Source organism: Rhodococcus sp. 14-2483-1-2, assembly GCF_002259405.1.
Classification (GTDB): domain Bacteria; phylum Actinomycetota; class Actinomycetes; order Mycobacteriales; family Mycobacteriaceae; genus Rhodococcoides.
In genome coordinates this window covers 182,475-207,073 of record NZ_NPFW01000020.1, presented here as the reverse complement: position 1 = coordinate 207,073, position 24,599 = coordinate 182,475, and the positions used below count along the sequence as shown (strand labels likewise).

Annotated in this window: 24 protein-coding genes; 15 read left to right on the top strand and 9 right to left on the bottom strand. The window is 63.6% G+C overall.

Annotated features, from left to right (window positions below):
- Nucleotides 1–50 precede the first annotated feature (50 nt).
- Complete coding sequence (locus CH295_RS18380; RefSeq protein ID WP_037190978.1) at nucleotides 51–704, top strand: DedA family protein; 654 nt, start codon at nucleotides 51–53, stop codon at nucleotides 702–704.
- Between the two features lie 4 nt (nucleotides 705–708).
- Here CH295_RS18380 and CH295_RS18375 read toward each other — a convergent pair whose 3' ends face one another.
- A complete protein-coding gene (locus tag CH295_RS18375; RefSeq protein WP_032395056.1) occupies nucleotides 709–969 on the bottom strand; it encodes a LuxR C-terminal-related transcriptional regulator in 261 nt (86 codons plus the stop codon).
- A gap of 173 nt (nucleotides 970–1,142) precedes the next feature.
- Here CH295_RS18375 and CH295_RS18370 point away from each other — a divergent pair, with 173 nt between their 5' ends.
- Nucleotides 1,143–2,390 (top strand): TetR family transcriptional regulator C-terminal domain-containing protein, encoded by a 1,248-nt coding sequence (locus CH295_RS18370; RefSeq protein ID WP_094741553.1) that lies wholly within the window; start codon nucleotides 1,143–1,145, stop codon nucleotides 2,388–2,390.
- A gap of 84 nt (nucleotides 2,391–2,474) precedes the next feature.
- On the opposite strand, the gene CH295_RS18365 is transcribed toward CH295_RS18370, so the two are convergent.
- Nucleotides 2,475–2,978, bottom strand: coding sequence for a hypothetical protein (locus CH295_RS18365; RefSeq protein ID WP_094741552.1), 504 nt, complete (start codon nucleotides 2,976–2,978; stop codon nucleotides 2,475–2,477).
- A gap of 114 nt (nucleotides 2,979–3,092) precedes the next feature.
- Here CH295_RS18365 and CH295_RS18360 point away from each other — a divergent pair, with 114 nt between their 5' ends.
- The gene (locus CH295_RS18360; RefSeq protein ID WP_094741551.1) at nucleotides 3,093–4,574 is read left to right on the top strand and encodes an SAM-dependent methyltransferase; all 1,482 of its coding nucleotides are present in this window, start codon (nucleotides 3,093–3,095) and stop codon (nucleotides 4,572–4,574) included.
- Here CH295_RS18360 and CH295_RS18355 read toward each other — a convergent pair.
- Nucleotides 4,558–4,800: an ArsR/SmtB family transcription factor gene (locus CH295_RS18355; RefSeq protein WP_502694513.1), complete on the bottom strand. Its 243-nt coding sequence runs from the start codon at nucleotides 4,798–4,800 to the stop codon at nucleotides 4,558–4,560. The genes CH295_RS18360 and CH295_RS18355 overlap by 17 nt on opposite strands.
- A gap of 163 nt (nucleotides 4,801–4,963) precedes the next feature.
- Between CH295_RS18355 and CH295_RS18350 the strand changes: the two genes are divergently transcribed.
- Together CH295_RS18350 and CH295_RS18345 are read left to right on the top strand one after the other, a co-directional pair.
- On the top strand, nucleotides 4,964–6,037 hold the full coding sequence (locus CH295_RS18350; RefSeq protein WP_094741549.1) for an SDR family oxidoreductase: 1,074 nt from the start codon (nucleotides 4,964–4,966) through the stop codon (nucleotides 6,035–6,037).
- Between the two features lie 55 nt (nucleotides 6,038–6,092).
- A complete protein-coding gene (locus CH295_RS18345) occupies nucleotides 6,093–6,884 on the top strand; it encodes an acyl-CoA thioesterase (RefSeq protein ID WP_094741548.1) in 792 nt (263 codons plus the stop codon).
- Here the strand turns inward: CH295_RS18345 and CH295_RS18340 are convergent.
- From CH295_RS18340 to CH295_RS18325, 4 genes are all read right to left on the bottom strand, one after another.
- The gene (locus CH295_RS18340) at nucleotides 6,872–8,353 is read right to left on the bottom strand and encodes a mannitol dehydrogenase family protein (RefSeq protein ID WP_094741547.1); all 1,482 of its coding nucleotides are present in this window, start codon (nucleotides 8,351–8,353) and stop codon (nucleotides 6,872–6,874) included. The genes CH295_RS18345 and CH295_RS18340 overlap by 13 nt on opposite strands.
- Nucleotides 8,354–8,455: 102 nt before the next feature.
- Complete coding sequence (locus CH295_RS18335) at nucleotides 8,456–9,427, bottom strand: ABC transporter substrate-binding protein (RefSeq protein ID WP_037190964.1); 972 nt, start codon at nucleotides 9,425–9,427, stop codon at nucleotides 8,456–8,458.
- Nucleotides 9,428–9,482: 55 nt separating this feature from the next.
- Entirely contained in the window at nucleotides 9,483–10,580 is a 1,098-nt protein-coding gene (locus tag CH295_RS18330) for an ABC transporter permease (protein WP_212556190.1), read from the bottom strand.
- Complete coding sequence (locus CH295_RS18325; RefSeq protein ID WP_037190962.1) at nucleotides 10,577–11,356, bottom strand: ATP-binding cassette domain-containing protein; 780 nt, start codon at nucleotides 11,354–11,356, stop codon at nucleotides 10,577–10,579. The genes CH295_RS18330 and CH295_RS18325 overlap by 4 nt, the downstream gene beginning before the upstream one ends.
- A 408-nt stretch (nucleotides 11,357–11,764) precedes the next feature.
- On the opposite strand from CH295_RS18325, the gene CH295_RS18320 reads away from it, so the two are divergent.
- Nucleotides 11,765–12,490, top strand: coding sequence for an SDR family oxidoreductase (locus tag CH295_RS18320; RefSeq protein ID WP_094741546.1), 726 nt, complete (start codon nucleotides 11,765–11,767; stop codon nucleotides 12,488–12,490).
- A gap of 31 nt (nucleotides 12,491–12,521) precedes the next feature.
- Entirely contained in the window at nucleotides 12,522–13,529 is a 1,008-nt protein-coding gene (locus CH295_RS18315; RefSeq protein WP_094741545.1) for a LacI family DNA-binding transcriptional regulator, read from the top strand.
- Here the strand turns inward: CH295_RS18315 and CH295_RS18310 are convergent.
- A complete protein-coding gene (locus CH295_RS18310; protein ID WP_170945963.1) occupies nucleotides 13,514–14,095 on the bottom strand; it encodes a P-loop nucleotide/nucleoside kinase family protein in 582 nt (193 codons plus the stop codon). The two genes, CH295_RS18315 and CH295_RS18310, sit on opposite strands and share 16 nt — an antisense overlap.
- 75 nt (nucleotides 14,096–14,170) lie before the next feature.
- On the opposite strand from CH295_RS18310, the gene CH295_RS18305 reads away from it, so the two are divergent.
- The 7 genes from CH295_RS18305 (at nucleotide 14,171) to CH295_RS18275 (ending at nucleotide 22,771) form a co-directional block, all read left to right on the top strand.
- Nucleotides 14,171–15,175: a LacI family DNA-binding transcriptional regulator gene (locus CH295_RS18305; protein WP_170945962.1), complete on the top strand. Its 1,005-nt coding sequence runs from the start codon at nucleotides 14,171–14,173 to the stop codon at nucleotides 15,173–15,175.
- A gap of 10 nt (nucleotides 15,176–15,185) precedes the next feature.
- Entirely contained in the window at nucleotides 15,186–16,541 is a 1,356-nt protein-coding gene (locus CH295_RS18300) for an FGGY-family carbohydrate kinase (RefSeq protein WP_212556189.1), read from the top strand.
- A 76-nt stretch (nucleotides 16,542–16,617) separates the two neighbouring features.
- Nucleotides 16,618–17,502, top strand: coding sequence for a tagatose-bisphosphate aldolase (locus tag CH295_RS18295; protein ID WP_094741541.1), 885 nt, complete (start codon nucleotides 16,618–16,620; stop codon nucleotides 17,500–17,502).
- 71 nt (nucleotides 17,503–17,573) lie between these two features.
- On the top strand, nucleotides 17,574–18,653 hold the full coding sequence (locus tag CH295_RS18290; protein ID WP_094741540.1) for an alpha/beta hydrolase: 1,080 nt from the start codon (nucleotides 17,574–17,576) through the stop codon (nucleotides 18,651–18,653).
- A 68-nt stretch (nucleotides 18,654–18,721) separates the two neighbouring features.
- Nucleotides 18,722–20,347 (top strand): long-chain fatty acid--CoA ligase, encoded by a 1,626-nt coding sequence (locus CH295_RS18285; RefSeq protein ID WP_094741539.1) that lies wholly within the window; start codon nucleotides 18,722–18,724, stop codon nucleotides 20,345–20,347.
- Between the two features lie 100 nt (nucleotides 20,348–20,447).
- Nucleotides 20,448–20,825, top strand: a complete 378-nt coding sequence (locus CH295_RS18280; protein ID WP_094613416.1) for a hypothetical protein — start codon at nucleotides 20,448–20,450, stop codon at nucleotides 20,823–20,825.
- Nucleotides 20,822–22,771: a primary-amine oxidase gene (locus CH295_RS18275; RefSeq protein WP_094741538.1), complete on the top strand. Its 1,950-nt coding sequence runs from the start codon at nucleotides 20,822–20,824 to the stop codon at nucleotides 22,769–22,771. The genes CH295_RS18280 and CH295_RS18275 overlap by 4 nt, the downstream gene beginning before the upstream one ends.
- A 44-nt stretch (nucleotides 22,772–22,815) precedes the next feature.
- On the opposite strand, the gene CH295_RS18270 is transcribed toward CH295_RS18275, so the two are convergent.
- Nucleotides 22,816–23,586, bottom strand: coding sequence for a GntR family transcriptional regulator (locus tag CH295_RS18270; RefSeq protein WP_252342102.1), 771 nt, complete (start codon nucleotides 23,584–23,586; stop codon nucleotides 22,816–22,818).
- Nucleotides 23,587–23,831: 245 nt separating this feature from the next.
- On the opposite strand from CH295_RS18270, the gene CH295_RS18265 reads away from it, so the two are divergent.
- Nucleotides 23,832–24,596: an inositol monophosphatase family protein gene (locus tag CH295_RS18265; protein ID WP_170945960.1), complete on the top strand. Its 765-nt coding sequence runs from the start codon at nucleotides 23,832–23,834 to the stop codon at nucleotides 24,594–24,596.
- Nucleotides 24,597–24,599: the final 3 nt, after the last annotated feature.

Here is a 24,599-nt window from a genome sequence, read left to right as displayed (position 1 = left end):
TTCGCCTGGTGAGCAGATTTTCGGCCCATCGGTTTCGTACAGTCGTTGTCATGAGCGACCTCTCCTCCCTTGCCGCAGCCGACAGCGACCTCGGAGGGATCGCCGGATGGGCAGTGAGTCTGATGGAAGCCATCGGCGGCCCAGGTGCAGGAATCGCCGTCGCAGCGGAGAACTTCTTCCCGCCCCTTCCCAGCGAGATCATTCTGCCTCTCGCCGGGTTCACCGCCTCCCAAGGCGGCATGACATTGCTGAGTGCGTTGTTCTGGACGACGGCAGGTTCGGTGATCGGCGCACTCGTCCTGTACTGGCTCGGCGTCAAGCTCGGCCGCGATCGGATGTATGCCATCGTCGAGAAGATGCCGTTCGTCGGGACGGAGGATCTGACGAAGGCCGAGGACTGGTTTACTCGCCACGGCCGGTCTGCCGTGTTCTTCGGCCGCATGATTCCGATGGTCCGATCGGGCATCTCGATCCCGGCCGGTGTATCCCGGATGCCGGTTCTGCAATTCACCCTGTACACCACCCTCGGCAGCCTGATCTGGAACTCCATCTTCGTGCTCGCCGGCTACTTCCTCGGGGAGAACTGGCACTACGTGGAGAACTACGCCTCGGTGTTCCAATATGTCGTTATCGGCATCGTCGTCGCGCTGATCAGCTGGTTCGTGGTCAGGAAGGTGCGGTCCAGTCGCGTCGAGGTGCGGTAGCTAATCACAGATCGTCGATGTCGATGAACCCGTCCTGCAGTGCACGCACCAGCAACGTCGCTTTGGTCGGTGCCGTTCGTCCCACTGCCGTGTACTTCGCTCTGATGCGAGTCAGGTGTGTGTTGACGGTTCCCATCGAGAGATAGAGCGAGCGCGATGCCTCCGCTTTGGAATCAGAGATGAGCCACGCGGTGAGTACCTCGATTTCACGAGCGCTGAGTCGTGGGTCGGGTGCGTCTCCGACGCGGATATCGAGCACTGTCATGGAGATCCTTGATTTCGGGCACCGCCGCTGTCCCGGTGGCGCGAACACGGCCAATGACACCCCACTCACTCCGCTGCGTCACTCCGAGGAATGACCGAGGTTGCTCTCACCCGAGAGTGAATGCTGTCACCTGCACCCTCACGGTCGGCCCCACCTCGGTAAAGTCCGCTCCTATGACCGAGCTCGACGCGACCACTGCCCTCTTCGTCGAGGCGGGTGTCGCATTGTTGATCGCGCATCCACAGAGGATTCTCGAACGCGGATTACGTATCGAGGACGTCGTCCACGAGGCCGACTCGTCGACAGCGACGTTCTTCCGCAAGTTCGACACCAAGTCCGACTTCCTCGCCACGGTCGTCGAGCATCTGTCACGAACTCCTCTACCCACCGACGTTCACGGCACCGTTCGCAACCAGATGACGAACAGTGGCGCATCGATTCGAACGGCGGTGTCGGCGCTCGTCGCGCACTACTTCCCGGCAATCGTCGACCGGAAGAGCACCACCGCCACTCTTCTCGATCATGTTTTCCGCGGACCTACTTCCGCAGCACTCGCCGGGAGCTACCGCGTTCGAGACGACGCCGTACTGGACGCATTCGAGGCACTGTTCGATCCCGACGGTGGAGCCTTTCGCCGTCCCTTCACCGCTCGATCGTTCGCTGTGACGATCAATGCCGTCGTCGACGGATTTCGCATCCGCAGTCAGGTGGACGCCGCTTCCGTATCGGCCGATGTGATGTCCGACGCGGTCCTCGCCTTCATCGGGGCCGTCGTCGACACGTCGGGACATCATCAGCACCTCGATGATGTCGTGGGAGAAATCGGCGCAGCGGTGGAAGAACGGCCACTTCCTCGCGATCCGCGTGCTGCGATCGTCACCGCTGCGCGCGACGAGTTCGGAAAGCGTGGCTACTTCATGACGCGGATGGACGACGTCGCCGATATCGCCGGAGTGCCGAGAACCGCGTGCAAGACACTGTTTCCTACCAAGCCGTCCGTCATCGTTGCAGCACTGCAGAGCCGAGTCGATCGCCTTCGTGAGTCGGTGGCCGACGACCACCTGCTCGGCCTCGACGAGCTCACGATTCTGCAGAATCACATGTTGCGGTGCGCGCAACTCGCCGCGGACGAACTCGAATTCATGGACGCTCTACTCGTCGCTGTCGCACACGACACCTACGGCGAGCCGGAGGGACTGATCTCCATCAAGGAGAAGCTCAACCTGCCGTCGATCATCGCACCGGTCATCGCACGAGGGCAGGACACCGGCATCTTCCGAAAGAGCTCCAGTCCAGTCGATCTCGCGGCAGGGATCACCAACACGCTGCTGATGCGCTGTTTCACCCGTCGACAGAACAGCCCGCAGGACAACGCGACTTTCGTCGGTGAACTTCTCCTCGACGGACTCACTGCGCACTGAGCATCGACCAACTGCGTGAGGCAGAAATGCCGCTGACGAATGGAGCGAGGGCCACACCGGCGATGCTGCAACCACTCCCCTGAATCAGTCGTTCGGAATGCGGTACCGGCCACCTTTGACGACGAACACCACGTATCCCAGAATCGCCAGCACGTAGAGCGCCGTCGGGACGGCGAGAACCCAGACGCTGACCGAGTCGCCCACCGTAGTACCGGCCACCCCGACGATCCACGCGAGCAGCAGGGCGGTTGCCGCACCCATCCAGTCGAGATCCTCTGCCATCTTGCGATCGAGCGTGGGCCTGTTCTCGGGCAAAGTCCAGTAGTCGTGCATTCGCCGAGTCGGTAAGTTCACGAGCTGGGCCGGAAGTCTGGGGAGCCACCACCCGACACTCGCGAAGAAGCCGATCAGTACGAACCCGATGCCACCCGTGGTGAGCAGAAACGATGACTTGGGCTCCACGCGGTCGACCCTTCCGGAGCCGGTGAAGTGCGCAGGTAACACGTCACCTGCAGTCACGGCGACCCACATGAGGGCACCGACGAATACGAGAGCTGTGAACGACAGTGCAACGCGCGAAAGCCTCATCCCAGTTCACTTTAGTGCCTTCGGCAGTGGTGTGGTGCTGACCTTCTGGTCGCTCCGCAGGCTACGCTCCTATGCCACCGAAGGAACCTGTCCGCACCACTGCCGGAGGCATCGATGCCCAACAACGAGTTCGGGGACTTTCAGACCCCGATCGAGTTGGCACGTGCGTTGGTCGACACCCTGCCCCGACGACAGTGGACTCGCGTCCTCGAACCCACGTGCGGTGTCGGGAACTTCCTGTCGGTCGTCGGTGAGAGCCACCCCGATGCAGAACGCGTCGGAATCGAAGTGCAGCCCGAGTACGCCGCAGCCGCATCGACATTCGGCAGAATCGTCACCGCCTCGATTTTCGATTTCGACCTGGTACGCGACATCGCATGGACGTCCGATCCGGGCCCGACTCTCGTCGTCGGCAACCCACCGTGGGTGACCAACTCTCAGCTCTCGGTTCTGGGTTCCAGCAACAGACCGACTCGTGTGAACACCGGGAACGCGCGCGGAATCGATGCGATCACCGGAAGCTCCAATTTCGACATCGCGGAATTCATTTGGATCAAGTTGCTCACCGAGTTCGCAGATCGCCCGGTCACCGTTGCAATGATCTGCAAGACCCAGGTAGCGCGAAACATCCTGTTGCACTGCGCTCGGCACGGCCTTCCGATCACCGGTTCGAGTCTGCGCCCCATCGACGCCAAGAAGTGGTTCGACGCCGGAGTGGATGCCTGTTGGTTCGTGGTCGAACTCGGAACCGGCGCAACCGACCACACCGCGCAGGTGTATCCGAGCATGGATGCACTGCACCCCGGCACCAGAATCGGAGTGGTCGACGGACAGCTCGTCGCGGATGTCGACGCCTACGAGCGAAGCAATCAGTTCGATGGCATCAGTCCGCTGATGTGGCGTCAGGGCATCAAGCACGACGCGTCTGCCGTCATGGAACTGGCCGAGAACGACGGCCCGCGAACAAAACTCGGAGCCTCGGTCGACGTCGAGAAGGACTTCCTGTTTCCCCTGTTCAAATGTACCGATGTCTATCGCGACAAGCTGAGGGTGGTGTCGCGGTGGATGATCGTGCCGCAGTCGCATACCGGTGACGACACCGCGCAGTTGGCGGACAGCGCGCCGAAGCTGTGGAAGTACCTGACCGACAACGCGACCGCTCTCGACGGCCGAAAGTCGTCGATCTACCGAAGTCGCGCCCGGTTCTGCATCTTCGGTGTGGGGCCGTACACGTTTGCGCCGTACAAGATCGCGATCTCCGGATTCCACAAGGTTCCGCAGTTCAGGATGGTCGGCCCCTACGACGGCAGACCTGCGGTGTTCGACGACGCCACCTATCTCCTGCCGTTCGAGGACCCAGCGGCATGCGCCGTCGCCCAGGCACTGTTGACCGGCCAGGAGGCCACCGATCTCATTGCTGCACTGGCATTCTGGGACAGCAAACGACCGGTGACGAAGAAGCTGTTGCAGCGCATCGACCTGAGCGCAATCGCACGTGCAACCGACCGGCGCGCCCTGCGGGACCGAGCACGAGCGGTGCACCAGGACAGCAGCTCGATCGATCAGGCCATCGACAACTTCACAATTCGGTCCTGATCGTCTCTGCCAATCGGTCGAGGAATTCGTCGTTGCGTTTGTAGTGAACCCAGGGCCCGATTTTTGTACTCGTCACCAGGTGGGCACGTTGAAGTACCGCCATGTACTGCGAGGCCGTGGATTGGGAGACACCCGCCCTCGACTGAATGTGCTTGAGGCACACCCCCACCTGTTCGGCCGGTTCGAGCTGCGGCGGAAAGTCGCTCGGGTCCTTGAGCCACCGCATGATCGCCAATCTCGCGGGGTTGCCCAGCGCACCGAACACTGCTGCCAGCTCTGCGGGGTCCAGTTCGTCAGCCACCCTCCAAGCCTACTCCGATATCGCGATATCCCGATATGTGGTCTACTGGAGGCATCGCAATATCGCGATATCCAGATAGGAGTAGTTCATGACACGCGTAGCAGTAGTAGTGGGAGCCAACGGAGTGATCGGCGGCAACTTGGTCGATCACCTGCAACGAAGCGGTGATTGGGAGATCGTCGGGCTCTCACGCCGCGGCGGTACCGACGCTGGACGCGTCCGGCACATCGCGGTGGATCTGCTCGACGGCGACGAGACCCACCGTCGACTGGTGGAGCTGACCGACGTCACACACATCTTCTACGCCGCCTACCAGGAGAGACCGAGCTGGGCCGAACTCGTCGCCCCCAATCTCGCGATGCTCGTCAACGTGGTCACGGCCATCGAGGAGAACTCACCGGACCTGGAGCACGTGAGCCTGATGCAGGGATACAAGGTGTACGGCGCGCACTTGGGTCCCTTCAAAACCCCGGCGCGAGAATCCGATCCGCCCCACATGCCGCCCGAGTTCAACGTCGATCAGCAGCAGTTTCTCGAGGCGCGGCAATTCGGCAAGCGGTGGACCTGGTCGGCCATCCGGCCATCGGTGGTGTGCGGTGTCGCTCTGGGGAACCCGATGAACCTGGCCACCGTCATCGCCGTGTACGCCACCATGTGCGCGAAACTGGGCGTCCCCATGCGGTTTCCGGGAAAGCCCGGTGCCTTCGGCGCGCTGCTCGAGATGACGGATGCATCGTTGCTCGCAGAGGCGACGGTATGGGCGGCCACCACGCCGACCTGCGCCAATCAGGCGTTCAACATCACCAACGGCGACCTATTTCGCTGGAGCGAGATGTGGCCGCGCATCGCGGGTCTGTTCGACCTCGACACCGCAACTCCGTTACCGATGTCCCTGGCGGACGTCATGGCAGACAAGGAGCCGCTGTGGGATTCCATCGTCGCCGAGCACGGACTGCAGTCGACTCCGTATTCCGACGTCTCTTCCTGGGCATTCGGTGACTTCGTGTTCTCCTGGGATTACGACGTCATCGCCGACGGTTCCAAGGCCCGTCGCATGGGATTTCACCGCTTCGTCGACACCGAGGCCATGTTCGCCGGGATCTTCGCCGAGCTACGCAGCCGGCGAATCATTCCGCGAGGAGCCACCCTGCGTGGCGTGTAGGTGAGCCGGATAGTTTGAATCGGCACCAAAGCCGATCGAGACCTACGGGAGAACAATGCATCCGTTCGACACAGCAGTGGCACTCGAGACCGTCGCCGACGGCACTTACCGCGGTAGGACGTCGGCACCGTACAACAACATGGTCGGCCCGTTCGGTGGTCTCACCGCCGCAACGTTCGTCCATGCCATCGAGCTGCATCCCGATTGTCTGGGTTCACCGGTCTCGCTGACGGTCAACTTTGCCGGCCCGGTGGCCGAGGGCGAATTCGAGATCTCGGCGCGCGCCGTGCGCACCAACCGCAGCAATCAGCACTGGTACCTCGAACTCGTACAGGACGGTGCCGTCGCCACCACAGCTACAGCAGTGTTCGGAACCAGGCGTGAGACGTGGGACAACACCGAGGCCGTGGCACCGGCCGTCACCTCCCCCGCCGACACGCCCCGAGGCAACTTTCCCGACGCGATCGCCTGGGCGCAGAACTACGAGATGCGTTTCGTTGCAGGCGCTCTGAACGACCAGGAGTCACCGGACTCGACCGAGACCCTCTGGATCCGCGACACGCCTGCGCGCCCGCTGGACTTCGCTGCGCTGACCTCGCTCAGCGATGTGTTCTACCCCAGAATCTTTCAGCGCCTCGGTCGCTATGTGCCGGCCGGCACCATCTCGCTGACGACCCACTACTTCGCGACGCCCGACGATCTCGAGCAACACTCCGACGGGTACATCCTCGGCACAGCACGAGCCCGCCGCTTCCATCAGGGCTACTTCGATCAGACGGCCGAACTGTGGACCGAAGCCGGGACGTTGCTGGCCACGAGCCACCAGGTGGTGTACTACAAGGGCTGACCCACTCCGACCGACTGTTCCAGCACGCGCCGTACTGCTCCGCGGGCACCGCTGTCCTGAAGCGAGCGCTTGGCCCGTTGGTACGCCCCGCGTAGCCGCGGACTTGTCGACAGATCGCCGAAGACAGCAGGATTCGCCAGGAATGCGCCGGGATTGTCGTGGTCCTCCCACGACAATCGTTGCAGATTTTCGGCATTCCCGTCGACCATCGGAATGTCCCCGCGCTCGTGCACTCCGCACCACGCGGCGAGCACCAGCGCTCCGTGGTCGACCGATCGGTCCTGTGCGAGCCGGTCGCGGATCACCGGCAGCACGAACTTCGGAATGCGCGCGGACGCGTCGACGATCTGACGTTCGAGCGTGTCTCGCACGGCGAGGCTCGAAAAACGGTGCAGCAGTTGCTCGATATAGGTGTCGATGTCGATTCCGTCGACCGGGGCGAGCGTCGGGGCGGCCTCGGCTCGCATGTACGACGCGACGAACTCGTACAGGTCGGGGCTGGCCATCACCTCGTGCACGTGGGTGTATCCGGCGAGGATACCGAGATAGCTCAGTGCTTGGTGAGATCCGTTGAGCAGCCGCAGTTTCATGTGTTCGTACGGCGCGACGTCGGCGACGAGTTGCACTCCGACCTCGCCGAAGGGAGGTCGCCCGAACGAGAAGGTGTCTTCGACCACCCACTGCGAGAACGATTCCGACCGCACCGGCCAGCCATCGTCGATTCCGAAGTCGCTGCGCACGTCCTCGATGACGGCGGCCGTCGTAGCAGGGGTGATGCGGTCGACCATCGAGTTGGGAAACGCCACCGTTGCGTCGATCCAGTCCGCCAGGTCGGCGTCGTGCCGACGTGCGAAGGAGGTCAACGCCGTTCGGGTCACCGACCCGTTGTGGACGATGTTGTCGCACGACATCACGGTGAACGGCGGAATTCCGTGATACCGGCGGGTGGCGAGCGCAACGGTCAGGAAGCCGAAGACACTCGACGGTACCGAGAGGTCACCGAGGTCGTCGAGCACCGCGGGATCGGTGGGCTCGAATGCACCGGTGACGTCGTCGATGCCGTAGCCCGCCTCGGTGATCGTCAGTGACACGATCATCGTGGCGGGTGAGCTGAGCACATCGATCACGCCCTGCGGATCGTCCGGCGCGAAGACGAAATCCGCGACCGATCCGATCACCCGAGCGTCGCGTCGACCGTCCGGATCCACCGTGACCAGGGTGTAGAGATGATCCTGTGAGTCGAGGACGTCGCCGATCTTCCTGTCTCCCGGCAACACTCCCACTCCGCACAGTGCCCAGTCGAGATGTCCCGCCGCGAGCAGCCGATCGAAGTACACCGCCTGATGTGCGCGATGAAAAGCGCCGACTCCGAAATGCACCACACCGCAGTGCAGTTCGTCCAAGTCGTAGTCCGGCTTCGCGACGGTCGCGGGCAGGTGTTCCAACGTCGCGCGGCGAAGCTCGGTCATGACAGGTCCTCGGGGTCGGACGAACGTGGTGAGCGGTGGCGCTCCCGGGCATGTTCTGCCACCAGGAGCACCACCGCAGCTGAAGGGGTTACACGTCAGGAATCAGCAGGACGACTTGTAGACGTACTGCGCGCCCTCGCCGTCGATGTTGTCGGCGGTGATGACATGGAAGCCGGTCGAGATCTCGGCGGTGACCGGCTGGTCGTTGATGGCGGCCATGGCCTGCGCGACGCCGTCGGTGCCGATGGTGTCGGGCTGCTGCGCGATCAGAGCCTGCACTGTTCCCTCACGAAGCTGCTTCACCTGTGCCGGGCCTGCGTCGAATCCGATGATCTTGACCTGATCCTGCTTGCCCGCCTGCCGAACTCCGGTCGCGGTGCCCTCGGCTGCGAACGTGTTCGCGGCGAAGATGCCGGTGATGTCGGGGTCTTTGGCGAGGGCGGCCGAGACCAGACGAGCAGCTTCGGCCGGGTCGTTGTGGCTGTACTGCACGCCGAGGTAGTCGAAGGCAGGGTTGGCATCGACGGCTTCCTCGAAGCCCTCCACTCGGGCGTCGGCAGTGGAGATCCCGGGATCGGTGGAGATGACGAGCACCTTGCCGCCGGCCGGGTTGAGCCGCTCGATCGCGTTGAACGCTTCTGCCCCGCCGCCCTTGTTGTCGGACGAGATCGAGGAGACCGCGATGGACGGGTCTTCCAGGGTGGTGTCGACGAGGACGACCTTGATACCTGCTCTGGAGGCTGCCTCGAGGGGTGCCTGCATGGCGGCCACGTCGGTGGGCGCGATGAGGATCGCCGACGGCCGCGATGCGACAACCGAATCCACGATCGGCTTCTGCAGGGTGGGATCGAACTTGACCGGGCCCTGGGTGTCGACGGTGACGCCTGCATCCTTCGCCGCAGCTTCGATTCCGCACTGCATGCTGATGTAGAACTCGTCGCCACTGACGCCCTGGATGAAGGCGATGTTGCCACTGCCGCCACCGCTTCCGGAGTCGGACGAACAACCCGCCAGGAACATGGCGGAGACCGAAGCGACACTCAGTGCAACGACGGCGGTGCGTGATGTGATCATGGTCGACTTTCTTGTAAGGGGTGTGCGATAGAGGGAGTTTCGAGACCGGCCGAGGTTAGGGACTTCGGGACCAGAGTTTCTTGAGGGAGCTGGGCGATTGACCTCGGCTCGCTGCGTCGCGTCGACGCTGATCGAAGTAGACCGCTGCGATGAGGACAGCACCGACGGCGACCTGTTGCCAGAACGGCTGGACTCCGACGATGACGAAGCCGTTCTGCAGCACGGCAGGGATGAACAGTCCGACAACGGTGCCGAACATGGTTCCGATGCCGCCGAAGAGGCTCGTTCCACCGATGACCACTGCCGCAATGACATTGAGGTTGGTCTGCGACTGGCCGGCGATGGCGGTGGTGCCGTACTGCGACAGAGACAGGATGCCCGCCAGTCCGGCGAGGGTGCCGGAGAGTGCGTAGACCTTGACCAGGTGCATGTCCACCTTGATGCCGACGCGTCGAGCAGACTGCTCCTTGGAGCCGACGGCAAAGGTGTAGAGGCCGAACTTTGTGCGATGCAGCACGATTCCGAAGATCACCACGAGCACCAACGCGATGCTCGAAATCAGGGGAATGGTGGTGGCCGGGAAGTTTCCGTAGCCGATGGTATCGACCAGGACCGGTGGGACGTCGCGGATGTCGACACCCCCGGTGATGACCTGCGAGAGCCCGAGAGCTCCGCCCAGGGTCCCGAGAGTCACGATCAGCGGAGGCACGTTGGCCTTACCGATCAGGAAACCGTTGAGCAATCCCCAGCAGAGTCCACACCCCAGTGCCACCACGATTCCGATCGCGGCAACTCCCCATCCGTCGCCGCCGATCGCGGCCATGGTCTTGGCCGAGACGACTCCGGAGAAAACGAGAACGGAGCCGACCGAGAGATCGATGCCACTGGTGACGATGACGAACGTCATGCCGATCCCGAGAACGGCCAGGATGGATACGTTCTGGATGATCTGGCGGATGTTGCCCCACTCGGGGAAGCTGCCGGGAGCCATGATCGAGAACACGAGGCAGATCGCAGCCAAGACCAGCACGATCTGGAACACCTGAACCCGGGCCAACTTACCGAGCGCTTCGACGAGATCGAAGGAGTGCCGAGACGGCTTGTCGCCGGGCGGCATCGGCTCGAGGGAGGGGCTGATGGTCTGGTTGGTCATCGTGTGGCTCCGGTGGTTGCGCCGGTCATCGCGCCGACGAGTTCTTCCATGGTCGTGTTCTTGGCGTCGAGAGTGGCGACGCGCTTGCCCATCCGCAGTACCTGAACGCGGTCGGCGACCTCGATCACGTGCGGCATCGAGTGACTGATGAACACCACTGCCACTCCCCTGTCCGCCACGCGGCGAATGGTGTCGAGAACGTTTCGGGTCTGCACCACACCGAGCGCCGCGGTCGGTTCGTCCAGGAACACAACCCCTTTGGCCCAAGCGACCGCGCGAGCGATCGCAATGGCCTGCTGCTGGCCACCCGACATGGCTCCGACAGGAACGGTGAGGCTACGCACGGTGGCTCCGAGTTCGTTCAACGCGTCCTGCGACTGCTTGCGCATCGTGGAGACGTCGAGAAAACCGAGACGGCCGAGCAGCCCTTTCGCGGGAAGTTCCCGACCCAGGAACATGTTCTGCTGCGCGTTCAGGTGCGGCGCGAGAGCGAGATCCTGGAACACCGTCTCGATGCCCAGTTCGGCTGCCACGGTGGGACTGTCGAGATCGACCGCGGTACCGTCGAACAGGATTTCGCCGGTGTCGACCGCGAGACTGCCCGAGAGCGCCTTGACCAACGTCGACTTGCCTGCACCGTTGTCGCCGATGAGGGCGACGACCTCGCCGGGGTAGATGTCGAAATCGGCGTCGTCGAGGGCGCGCACGTTTCCGAAGCTCCTCGACAATCCCCTCGCCTCGAGGATCGGTGTCGCAACAGGTGCAACGCTGGCCATGGATACTCCTTGGTCGAATCGAAAACCGTCGGATGCGGGATGGATACCCCCACCGGTGCCTGTGCAGCACGGTCGGTGATCGTGGTCTGCGAGGCAGGTCGAGCTCCCTGCGGGGCTCGTTGTGTAAACGAGTGTGACCCACGCAACCCGCATTGTCACGTGTTTCGTGAAAATTCATGTCACCGGTGACATGACACAACGCCTGCACACGGACGGAGCCGCACCGTCGCCCCGCTATCGGACCGAGCGGTACCGTCTCTGAACTGGGAATATTCGCGATCTGCTCAATTTTCGACCCGATGGAACGGCGCTGAGGTACCGTCCATGACACCGATGACATCCAGGACGCACCTACGGCAAATGACATCGATGACATGACCGATTCGGAAACAGTGAAGGTTGACGCACATGGCGAAGTTCGACGGCCGGAAGATCTTGGTGACCGGTGCCAGCGGCGGTATCGGCTCGGCCACGGTGAGAAGGCTGGTGGCCGACGGTGCCGACGTCGTCGCAGCCGGTCAGTCGGTGGACGCACTGGACAAGCTCGCCGACGAGACCGGCGCGCAGCCTCTGGCGTTCGACCTGACCTCCGAGGACAGCGTGCGCGAGGCCGTCGAGGGGCTCGAGCTCTACGGAGTGGTGAACTGCGCCGGCTTCGGCGGCGAGATCGCCACGCCACAGGACACCGACATCTCCATCTTCGACAAGGTCATCGCCATCAACGCGCGCGGCGCTCTCCTCGTCATCAAGTACACCGTCCCCGCGATGATCGCCGCCGGTGCGGGGGCAATCGTGAACGTGTCGAGCCAGGCCAGTCTCGTCGCCCTGACGGGTCACATCTCGTACGGCTCCTCGAAAGCTGCCCTGGACAACATCACTCGGGTTTCGGCCCTCGAACTCGGTCGCCACGGAATCCGGATCAACGGAGTCAATCCGACCGTCGTGATGACGGAGATGTCCGCGTTCTACTGGGGCCGTCCGGAGATCGAGCAGCCGTTCCTGGCACAGATGCCGCTGGGTCGCTGGGCCACCGAGGACGAGATTGCCGCGCCGATTGCCTTCCTGTTGAGCGATGATGCTTCCATGGTGACCGGGGTGTCGCTGCCGGTGGACGGCGGCTACACGAGTCGATGACGAGCAGACGACGAGCAGACGGGGGTAGGTCATGACCACCATGCAGGATGTCGCGGCACTGGCCGGAGTCAGCGCCAAGACCGTCTCACGGGTGTACAACAACGATCCGCACGTCGACCCCGACACGCGCGCTCGCGTCACCGATGCCCTCGAGTCACTGAACTACGTTCCGAACACGATGGCGACGTCGTTTCGCAACGGTCAAGCGGCGGCAATCGGTGTGGCCGTACCCGATATCGACGATCCGTTCTTCTCCTCCATCGCCCGAGCCATCGAGGAACGCGCCCGCGAGGACGACATGGCCGTGCTGGTCACGAGCCTGGGGCACGACGGTGGCCAGGAGCAGGCTCTGGTCGAGTCGTTGCTGCGTAGACAGTTGAGCGGCTTGATCATTGCGCCGACGGGTTCCGATCACGGCTATCTGGAGCGTTGGATCGACAAGACGCCGACGGTCTTCGTCGATCGGGGACCCGACGGCCTCAAGGCCGACAGCTTCGTCGACGACGATCACGGCGGGGCGGTGTTGGCCACCGATCATCTGCTTCGACTGGGACACACTCGGATCGCGGTCATCGGCGACAGTGCTAATATTCCCACCAGCCGGAATCGACTCGAGGGGTATCGAGAGTCGTTGCAGGCCCGAGGAATCGAGTTCGACGCTTCTCTCGTTGCGCTCGGCGTCATGGGCCGCGACGATGCCCGCAGCGCCCTGACCGCGCTGACCGCGCTCGACGATCCACCGACTGCGCTGTTTCTGTCCAATGCCCGCGTGGCCATGGCATGTGTGCCGGTTCTGCAGCAGATGGAATTGCTGCATCTGGCGTTCGTCGGATTCGGCGACTTCCCGCTGGCCGATGCAGTGATGCCCCCGGTGACGGTGATCGATCAGAATCCCGCTCGGCTCGGCCGTTTGGCCATCGAGCGACTACTGGGGCGGATCGAGAATCCGAGCAAGCGCTACAAGCGCCGCAACATCCTCGGGGTCGAGCTGATCGAACGGCAATCCTGCACGCCTGGAAGCAATCACCGCTGCGACTGATCCTGGAGCGCATGCGCAACCAGATCGACCTGCAGTGGTGTCGACAATTCGGCATCGATCCGCAGATGCGGAACACGCGGCTTCTCCACCGGGGAATCCGTCGGCCGATGGGCGTCGCGCTCTGCCCCGCGGGCCGCCCGTCGACGCGCCAGCAACTCCGGCGAGCCGTCGACGTGGACGACCATCGTTGCTGCGGGAGCCACCTGCGAGACCAGTCGTTCCCATTCCGTGCCCGCGGTCAATTCGCGGGTGAAAGGCGCGACCAGAACGGGGCGCTGACCGATCTTCACGAGATCCCTCGCCGCAGCGAGCAGTACTGCATACCGGCCGGCACGAACGCGTTCTGCATGCGGCCCCGCACTGTTCCAGTGTGGGCCACCCAACAGCGAATCCAGTTCGTCGAGTAGTGGATTGGTGAGTGTGTCGAGGTCGAGCAATGCCGTGCCGAAGCGGCGCGCCAGCTCGCGTCCGAGGGTGGTCTTTCCACTTCCTGCAGCACCCGCGACGACGAGAACCGGCAGTTGATCCCGATCGATCCCTGAAACGTCTTGACAGACATGAGGCATGACGTGAATCATACAAGACAACGTTGTCTCGCACCGTTGCTACAGCGAACACAATTCCTCCGATCGAGAGTTCACGTGACCGAGCGCGCAAGCATCAAAGACGTAGCCGCATTGGCAGGCGTCAGCTTCAAGACCGTCTCCCGTGTCGTCAACGGCGTGGACACGGTCTTGCCCGAGCTGCGCGAACGCGTCGAGGCCGCGGTGCAGACGCTCAACTACGTCCCCAATTCCGCTGCACGCTCGCTGAAATCGGGATCCGGCAACACCATCGGGATCATCGTCGATTCCATCGACGACGTGTTCTTCGCATCCTTGGTCAGTGCCGTCGAGGATCGCGCTCTCGAACACGGACTGGCTGTCATCGTCGGCAGCACCGGGTTCGACGCCCAGCGCGAACGTGATCAGCTGGCGTTGCTGGCCGGTCAACACGTCCGCGGCATCATCCTGGCGCCGGTCGGCGACCACAGCGATTTCCTCGTGCCGCGTCGCCGAACACTTCCCACGGTGACCATCGACCGCTCGATCGCGGGATTCGATTCGGTCATCATCGACGATTACGGTGCTGCCAAACAGGCCGTCGAGAAACTGGTCGAGGGCGGCCACACCCGAATTGCGTTGCTCGGCTTCGACGATCGACTGCAGACCGCACAGTTGCGCCGTGAGGCGTACTTCGATGTTCTCGCGAACCTCGGCCAGAAGCCCGAGGCCGCTCTCGCTCCCCCGGTGTCCCATGCCGCGGACTCGGTACGGCCGGTGGTGAAGAAGCTTCTGGCTCTGCGTAATCCGCCGACCGCCTTCTTCGTCGCCAACGCGCGGCATGCGACGGCCGTGGTATCGGTGCTGCACGAGATCGATCGCACCGACGTTGCCATGGTCTCGTTCGGCAACTTCTCGCTCGCCGATGCCGTCAGCCCATCGGTGACCTGCATCGACCAGGATCCATACCGGATCGGCACCCTCGCGTTCGATCGCCTGGTGCAGCGCTTCGACGATCCCTATCTCGAAGTCGAGCAACAGATTGCGCCGACCACCCTGGTCGAACGACTCTCACATGCACTCCCGTTACCTGCACAGAAATGAGAACATCCCCGTGAATCCCAGACTCGTTGCGGGACTCGACCTCGGTAGCACCGGCATCAAGGTGCTCGTGATCGACGAGGCCGGAACCGAACTGCTCATCGAGCAGAGTCCGACGCCGTGGCATCACGGCCCGGGCGGAACCACCGACCTCGAGGCGGAGGACCTGCTCGCCACCATCGCGAGTCTGCTCGACGCCGTCGCGCGTCGTCTACCGGAGGTGACCGGCGATCCCGCGTCGCGCATCGATGCGATCGCCGTGTCCGGAATGGGTGAGACGGGCTTTCTTCTCGATGAAGACAACGTTGTCCGAGCCCCGGCGTTCGCGTGGTTCGATCCCCGAGGGCAGCAGCAGGTCGACTCACTACCCCAGGATCTCCGTGACCGGTTCGCCGGCACGACCGGGCTCCCCGTCGGCGTGCAGGTCTCGGTCGTCAAGATCGCGCACCTTCGCGACAACGGACTGAACCTGGCCGGACTGCGATGGTTCAATCTGCCCGAGTTCGTCGTACTGTCCCTCGGTGGCCGTGCGGTGGCCGACTACTCGTTGAGTTCCAGGACGGGACTGCTCGATCAGGACTCCGGCGAGCCGTGGACGGAGATGTTGACGCACTTGGGCGTCGGGGCCGAGTTCCTCCCGCCTCTCGTCGACGCCGGTACCGATCTCGGGGCCGCAACCGGACCCGCCCTTCCCGACGCCATCGTGGGGGCACGGTTGACCGTGGCCGGTCACGACCACCTCGTCTCCGCCGTATCGGGTGGGGCAATCCCCAACGACAGATATCACGTGTCGATGGGCACCGCCGAGGTTCTGCTGCGAGTGCTCGACGCTCCCCTGACTCCCGCGGCTCGAAGCCGTCTGGCCGATCATCTGATCAATTCGGTGCGGCATGTGGTTCCGGGCCAACACGTACTCGTCGCCGGGGTCAAGACCGGACTGTTGATGCGACGGGCGTTGCAGTTGTGCGACATCACCGACCGCGCCGGGCGTGACCTGCTCGATCAGCGAGTGTGCGCATTGCCTGCAGGCGGACCGTCCACCGACGGTGGGATAGAGATCGCCGGGGCCCGCAACGACGACGGCGTGCTGTCCATCACCGTCCGTACGGACGGGGTGAACGCGGCGGAGCTGTTCCGTTCGATCCTGTTGCACGGCAACGACGAGATCGCCCGCCTCATCGCTGCCCTCGACGCCGAGGTTGCCCCCGCTCGGACCACGCTGCTCACGGGCGGCTGGGCGGGTATGACCAGCGTTCGGGATGCCCGCGCGCAGGTGCTACCCGACGTCTCGGTCTCGACTCGCGCCCAGGACACCGCCTACGGCGCAGCACTGTTCGCTGCGCGACTACTGACGCTCATAGAAATCTGAGCCCACATTTCTGCAGTGAGACAACGTTGTCTCACTTGCTCACAGCCCCAATCACCACCACCACCAGGAGAAAACAATGAACGAACTCACCACCCTCGAACGTCGCGGAATGGCTGCCATCTCCACCGCCGACGGCAACATGCTCATCGTCGCCGGAGATCAGCGCAACGGCATGAAGGCGGTCATGACGGACGCTCCCGACGGACCCGGCTCTGTCACGTTCGAGCAGCTCGCCGACGCCAAGGCCGATCTGGTTCGCTACCTCGGCAATCACGCGCCGGCGATCCTGCTGGACCCGGAGGTCGCACTGCCGAAGATCGTCGACGAGGGCGTGCTCTCGCGCAACACCGCGTTGGTGGTCGGCATGGATGCCTCGGGCTTCGAGGAGACCGACGGCTTGCGCTACACCCGCTTCGTCGACGGCGTCACCCCGCGCGTCGTCCGCGATCTGGGCGGCGATGTCGCCAAGATGCTGTTCTACATGCGCCCCGAACGGCAGGGCGTCGATTCCCGTGTCGCCGAGGAGATCCGTGACCTCGTGAAGGCATGCTCCGCCGAGGGACTGCTGCTCATCGTCGAAATCCTGACCTACAAGCTCGAAGGCGAATCGGATGAGGACTACAAGGCCGGCTTCGGCAAGATCATCGCCGACTCCACCCGCATCTCGGTCGAATGCGGCGCCAAGGTGCTCAAGCTCCCCTACCCCGGTTCCGCCGAGGCATGTGCAGCCGTTACCGAAGCGGCACAGGGTGTTCCGTGGGCAGTGCTGTCGGCGGGCGTCGACCACGAGACGTTCATCGAGCAGGTACGCATCGCAGTCGCCAACGGCGCGCGGGGCGCGATGGCCGGCCGCTCACTGTGGAAGGACAGCATGGCCGTCTCCGCCGAGACCCGCGAGGACCTGCTCACCAACCGTGCACTCCCCCGTCTGCGCGAACTGAACGAGGCCGTCGACAACTGACATCGTCCTTCGACCGAGTCCGGACACCCCGTCTCGGGCTCGGTCGACGCCGTTCTGGGTAGCGTGAACCCATGACGCACCCCTCGACGCACCTCGACATCGTCGCCGCTCCCGGCGTGTTCGCCGACCTCGCGACGGCGCAGGAATTGGCCGCCAGGGCGCTGTCGGCCCGAGGACTGACGGGCGGAATCGTCTACACCGCAACCGGTTCCGGCGAGATGATCGTCATTCCCGGTGACGGGATCCCGATCGACACGGCGTCGTACGGCGGTGTCGTTCGGGTCGATCTGGGCCAGTGCACACCGGACAGATCACCGGGCATCCGTACTCACATTCGCGGCCGCGGACTCGACGGTCTGCGATTCGCGATCGACAGCGTGTACTTCCACCGCTTCCACCCCGGAACGATCCTGCACTACGGGGATCACCCCGAGCAACGCGTCGAGCAGCGGTTACCCGAGGGCGACGGTCCGTTTCCTGTTGCCGTGCTGATCCACGGTGGATATTGGCGGTCGCGGTGGGAATTCGACCTGATGGACGCGATGGCCGTCGATCTGACCGCGCGGGGCTACGCCACGTGGAACGTCGAATATCGTCGCCCCGACGAACACGGGTGGGATGTGATGACCGGCGATGTCGCGTCCGCGATCGCAGCGTTGGAGACGGCACCCGGCGATCTGGATCTGTCCCGGGTAGTTTTGTTCGGCCATTCGGCGGGCGGTCAACTCGCACTGCGAGCCGCGGCCGATTCCGTTGGAACACCGGTCGTTCCTGCCCTCGCGGTCGGCCTGGCCGGCGTGCTCGATCTCCGGGTCGGCGATGAGCGCTGGCTCGGCGAGGGTGCGGTGTCGAATGCGATCGGTGCGCGATTCGCCGGTGCGCAGGAGACGTACGAGGCATCGTCGCCGATCTCGAGGCTTCCGCTCGGCGTTCCGCAGCTGGTGGTGTGCGCGGTATCGGACGATCCCAACCTGCTCGAGATCAGTCGGGCGTACTACGCCGCGGCGTCGGCGGGCTCGGATTCGGTCGTCTCGGTCGAAGGACCCGGGGGCCACTTCGCGGTCGTCGATCCCGCGTCGCAGATCTATCAGGACATGGTTCGCGAGGTCGACGGCCGAATCCGAGGTACCCGAGACCACGCGTCCGAGTAAGTCCGTATCGTGCATGGTGTGACGCGCAGCACAACGACGTGCATGCCGAGACTTCAGGAGCGAGATCGATGAAGAGCACCATGCAGGACACCCCACTGTCCATCGGCCAGCTGGTTCGATTCGGGACGTCCATTCACTCCTCGGCCGAGATCACCACCTGGACGGACACCGGTCCGACCACGGTGACCTTCGGGGAATTGGGCAGGCGGGCAGCGCAACTGGCACACGGCCTGCGGTCGATCGGCATCGACGACGATCAGCGCGTCGGAACGTTCATGTGGAACAACGCCCCGCACATGGAGGCCTACATGGCGATTCCTGCGATGGGCGCGGTGCTGCACACGCTGAACATTCGGCTCTTTCCCGAGCAGCTCACGTACATCGTCAATCACGCCGAGGACCAGGTGATCATCGCCGACGCGAGTCTGCTCCCTCTGCTGACGCCCCTGCTGCCGACGTTCGAGACCGTGCGGCACCTCATCGTCGTCGGCGTCGACCCGGCGCAGGTCACCGCACCCGACGGCATCGAAGTACTGGGCTACGAGGACCTGCTGGCGGGTCAGCCCGAGGAGTTCGACTGGCCCGAGCTCGACGAACGATCCGCTGCCGCAATGTGTTACACCTCGGGCACCACCGGTGACCCCAAGGGGGTCGTGTATTCGCATCGCTCGATCTACCTGCATTCGATGCAGGCCTGCATGACCGACGCGATGGCGATTGCGCAGTCCGACAAGGTCTTGGCCATCGTGCCGATGTTCCACGCGATGTCGTGGGGCTTGCCCTATGCCGCGCTGATGGTCGGTGCGTCGCTGATCATGCCCGACAGGTTTTTGCAGCCGGCTCCGTTGTCGGAGATGATGTCGACACTGCGGCCGACGGCGGCGGCCGCGGTTCCGACGATCTGGCAGGCCCTGCTCGCTCACCTCGACGAGCACCCGGCGGATCTGTCGAGTCTGCGTGACGTGGTGGTCGGCGGTGCGGCGTGTCCACCGAGTTTGATGCGGGCGTTCCACGAGAAGTACGGCGTGCACATCTCCCAGGCGTGGGGCATGACCGAGACCTCGCCTCTCGGCACGTCCGGCAAGCCCGATGCCGGCCTGTCCCCGGAGGACGAGTTCGACTTGCGCTGCACGCAAGGACGGTTCGTTGCCGGAGTGCGAGCACGACTCGTCGGCGATGCCGGTGAGGTGTTGCCGTGGGACGGCAAGACCGTCGGCGAACTCGAGGTGCGTGGCCCATGGATCACCGGCAGCTACTACCGCGCCGATGCGGACGACAAGTTCGACGACGGCTGGCTGCGGACGGGTGACGTGGGCACCATCTCCGAGGGCGGCTACCTACGACTGACCGATCGCTCCAAGGACATCATCAAGTCCGGTGGCGAATGGATCTCCTCGGTCGAGCTCGAGAACCAGGTGATGGGACATCCGGCCGTTCGCGAGGCCGCGGTGATCGGTGTGCCCGATCCGAAGTGGGACGAGCGGCCTCTGGTGGCCGTTGTCGTCCGCGAGGGTGCATCGGTGACAGCCGAAGAACTGAAGGAGTTCCTCGACAGCCGCGTGGCGCATTGGCAGCTGCCGGAGCGATGGACGTTCATCGACGAGGTCCCGAAAACCAGCGTCGGCAAATACGACAAGAAGCGACTGCGGAGTTCGCATGCCGACGGTGCTTTGGAGGTCATCGAGCTGGTCTGATCCGTTCGGTGAGTTACACGTTCCTCACGCGACCTGCGAATACCAGTAATGGTCTACCCCTAGCGTCGTAACGGACAGCGACGGCAGGAAGTGGCGAACTGTGTTGATCAACCGTTGTGCATCGGCACTCGCGGTGATATCGGCCGTTCTGCATCTGAGAATGGGCGTCGGCGGCGCGTCGGGCATGTTGGTGACCGCCATGGCGGTGGTGTGCGTTGTGTGCGCCGCCGATCTGTGGCGGTCGACGAACAATCGTGCGTGGGTAGTGATGGCGGCATCGAGTGCCGTCATGCTGCTTGCGCATGCCTCCGGTCCGGCAGGCCACCATCAGCCTGTCGTGACCGACGCTGTCAGCGGTGCCTCGGCGGCCTCGATTCTCGCGGCGGTCGAACTCACGCTTGCCGCCGTCGTGGTTTTCGTTCGCACGCGCGCCATTCCGCCGGAACTTCTCCATCACCGACTGCAGGAGCCTCGATGACCGATACCTTTGCGCCCGTTGTAGTTCATCCCCTCGAACCGCTGACCCCGCAGGAGATTTCGAGGACGTCGGCGATAGTCGTTCGCGAGCGGAATCTGACCTCTACTGCACGCTTCGTCTATATCGAGCTGCTGGAGCCGACGAAAATTGATCTGCAGCAGTCGGATACGGACCGTCGAGCGTTCGTCGTCCTGCGTGACCGTGACGCCCATGCCACGTTCGAGGCAGTTGTCTCGCTCACCCACGACGCCCTGATCAGCTACACCGAGATCGTCGACGCCCAGCCACCCATCACATTGGAAGAGTTCCTTCGCTGCGAGGACGTCATCAAGGCCGATCAACGGTGGCAGGAAGCGATGGTCAAGCGTGGTGTCACCGACTTCTCGCTGGCGATGGTGGACAAGTGGGCCAGCGGCCACACCATGGATGGCGACAACCCCGGTGGTCGACGCCTCGCCCGGCCCCTGACGTTCGTACGCAGCGAAGCGCAGGAGAACGGATATGCGCGACCCGTCGAGAATCTGGTCGTCACAGTCGATATGGACACGATGGAGGTGGTCGACGTCGCAGACACCGGAGTGGTTCCCATCCCACAGACTCCTGGCAACTACCTACCCGGATTCTACGAACGCCCCGGGAATGTCCCGGAGTTCTCCCACCAACGCGCACCGATGAAGAAGATCGACATCACCCAGCCCGACGGTCCGTCGTTCACTGTGGACGGCCACTACGTGGAGTGGGCAAACTGGCGCTTGCGCGTCGGCTTCACACCCCGTGAGGGGTTGGTGCTGCACGATGTCGGCTACGTCGATCGCGGAACTCTACGCCCGGTCATCCATCGGGCGTCGCTGTCGGAAATGTACGTACCGTACGGCGATCCCGGGGACAGCCAGTGGAACAAGAACGTGTTCGACGAGGGCGAGTACGGTTTGGGCGTTCTCGCCAATTCGCTTCAGCTGGGCTGTGATTGCCTCGGGGAGATTCACTACTTCGACGCGTACGTCAACGATCAGGACGGTCAGCCGATCGAACTTCCGAACGCGATCTGCATGCACGAGGAGGACTACAGCATCGGTTGGAAGCACACCGACTTTCGCGACAACGTGGGACAGGTCCGACGCAACCGTCGTCTCGTGGTGTCGTTCTTCGCCACCGTGGGCAACTACGACTACGGCTTCTATTGGCATCTGTATCTTGACGGGTCCATCGAGTTCGAGATCAAACTGACCGGCATCATCTCCACCGGTGCCATCGAGCCGGGCCAGTTCCCCGAGTTCGGCACCCTCGTCGCGCCCGGTCTCTACGGGCCTCATCACCAGCACTTCTTCAGTGTTCGTTTGGACATGAAGGTCGACGGCGAACGCAACAACTTGTACGAGCTCGAAGCCGAGGCAGTGCCCACAGGCCCCGAGAACCCGCACGGGAACGCGTGGCGTCAGACCAAGCGCCACCTCGTCACCGAGTCGGAGGCGCAGCGCGTCGCCGATCCACTCCGGGCTCGTTCCTGGTTGATTGCCAACGCGGACAAGAAGAACAAGCTCGGTGGGCACATCGGGTACAAGATCGAGCCGTCCGGTGCGGTCGCTTTGCCTCTGGCACAGCCCGGTTCGCAGCAGGCTCGCCGAGGCGGGTTCGCCACCAAGCACCTGTGGGCGACACCGTACGCAGAACGGGAGCGCTATGCGGCCGGTGAGTACGTGGCCCAGAATCCGGGACCCGACGGGCTGGTGAAGTATACGAGCGGTGACCGTTCCATCGAGAGCGCCGACCTGGTCATCTGGCCCACGATCGCCGCACACCACGTGGTGCGCCCCGAGGATTGGCCGGTCATGCCGGTCAGCCATGTGAGCCTGCACCTCAAGCCCACCGGATTCTTCGACGGCAATCCGATGCTGGATCTGGCACCCGAGACGCCGAAATCCACCGGGTACTGCTGCACCGAGTAGCCATCCGCGTCCAGGCCCGGGGACCACGGTCTCCGGGCCTGCTTTTACGTCGACGCCTCGGTGACCGACGCACTCACCAGCGACGAGGTGCGCACACTCAATCGCGTTCGGTCGGCTCGGAACAGGTCCACCGAATACTCGACGGGCCGTTCGGACTGGTCGTATCCGATGCGTTCGAGCTTCAGGATGGGCGTTCCCTCGGGTTGCCGGAGCAGCGAGCCCGCGGGCGCACTGATCGTCGCCAATTCGATGGATTCGTCTGCCATACAGACCGATACGCCGAGCCGGGTACGCAGAGCCTCGTACACCGAGTCCAACGGGGTCTCCAGAACTCGGCCACAGATGCTGTCGCTGAGGTACATCTGCTCCAGCGACAGCGTGTCGCCGTCGGCGAAGCGCAGCCGCAGCAGCGATACCACCGGTCCGTCTCCCAACACCTGTGCCGCCTCCGGGCTCGGCTCGGCGATACGCGCCGAGATCACCTTGGTGCCGTCTCGAAATCCCTGTTCGTGCAGCATCTGCGGGACGCCCTTGACGGTGTTGAGGCTCCGCAGCAGTCGCCGGCTCTGACAGAGGGACTGCGCACTTTCCGGCGACGACGAACCTGGCGTCACCGAGGTCAGGAACGCACCGCCGGCTCTCCCCTTCGTCCGTCGGATGACATCGTCGCGTTCGAGGAGATCCAGCGCTTTGCGCAGCGTCGTCCGTGACGTGCCGAGTCGCTCGGCCAGTTCGCGTTCGGGAGGCAACCGGGCAACGGACCGCGATTCGAGCTCGGCCACCAACCGAAGAAGCGCCGCGTGCGTCTGCTCCATCAACAGCACCGAAACACCTCGATTTCCTTCGTCACAACTGCAGAAGCCCATTCAATCTTCAATCAGGCCCGCGCAACACCCCTCGACCTGGGCATTAACGCACGATTAACACGGCGGGTGTCCTATGACCCGCAACCAGGTCACGCGTTACACGACGTTCACGTATCGACGAGAAAACCAGAAATGGTCTACGCCCATCGTTGCACCTACCCGAGAACGCAACATCTACCGAAGGGTGCAACACCGTGGAGGATTCCAGGTCGGCACGCGCCGCTCTCGGCGTGGAGCTCGCCCGCTCGGCGGGCGAGATCGCTCGTCGCTGGTTCGACACCTCAGCCCTCACCGTCGAGCAGAAACAGGACGGTTCCCCTGTTACGCAAGCGGATCGAGACATCGAAACCCACATTCGGGCCGCCGTGGCCGAGCACTTTCCCGCCGACGGCTTCCTCGGGGAGGAATACGGCGAAACCAGCGGCACGTCCGACTACCGCTGGATCGTCGACCCGATCGACGGCACCAAGTCGTTCGTGCACGGAGTTCCGCTGTACGCCAACCTGATTGCACTCGAGGAAGACGACGATGTCGTCTTCGGCGTCATCAATCTCCCCAGCGCCGACATCCTGATGCACGCCGAGCGCGGCAAGGGATGCTGGAAAAACGGAGAACGGGTGCATGTTTCGGACAGGACCGATCTCGACGGGGCCTACGTCATGGCAACCTGGCTCGAAGACTGGCACTCGGACACCATCGTCGACCTGCATGCCGCAGGCGCAGTGTTGCGTACCTGGGGCGATGCCTACGGCTACATGATGGTCGCGAGCGGCCAGGCCGACGCGGTGGTCGATTACACCACCCAGATCTACGACCTCGCACCCATGCCGGTGATCATCGAAGAAGCCGGCGGCACCTTCACCTCGCTCGATGGAGCGCGAGACTACAACAGCGGCAACGGCATTGCGACCAACGGCGCATTGCACGACTCGGTTCTCAAAATAGTCAACCAAGGATGACGC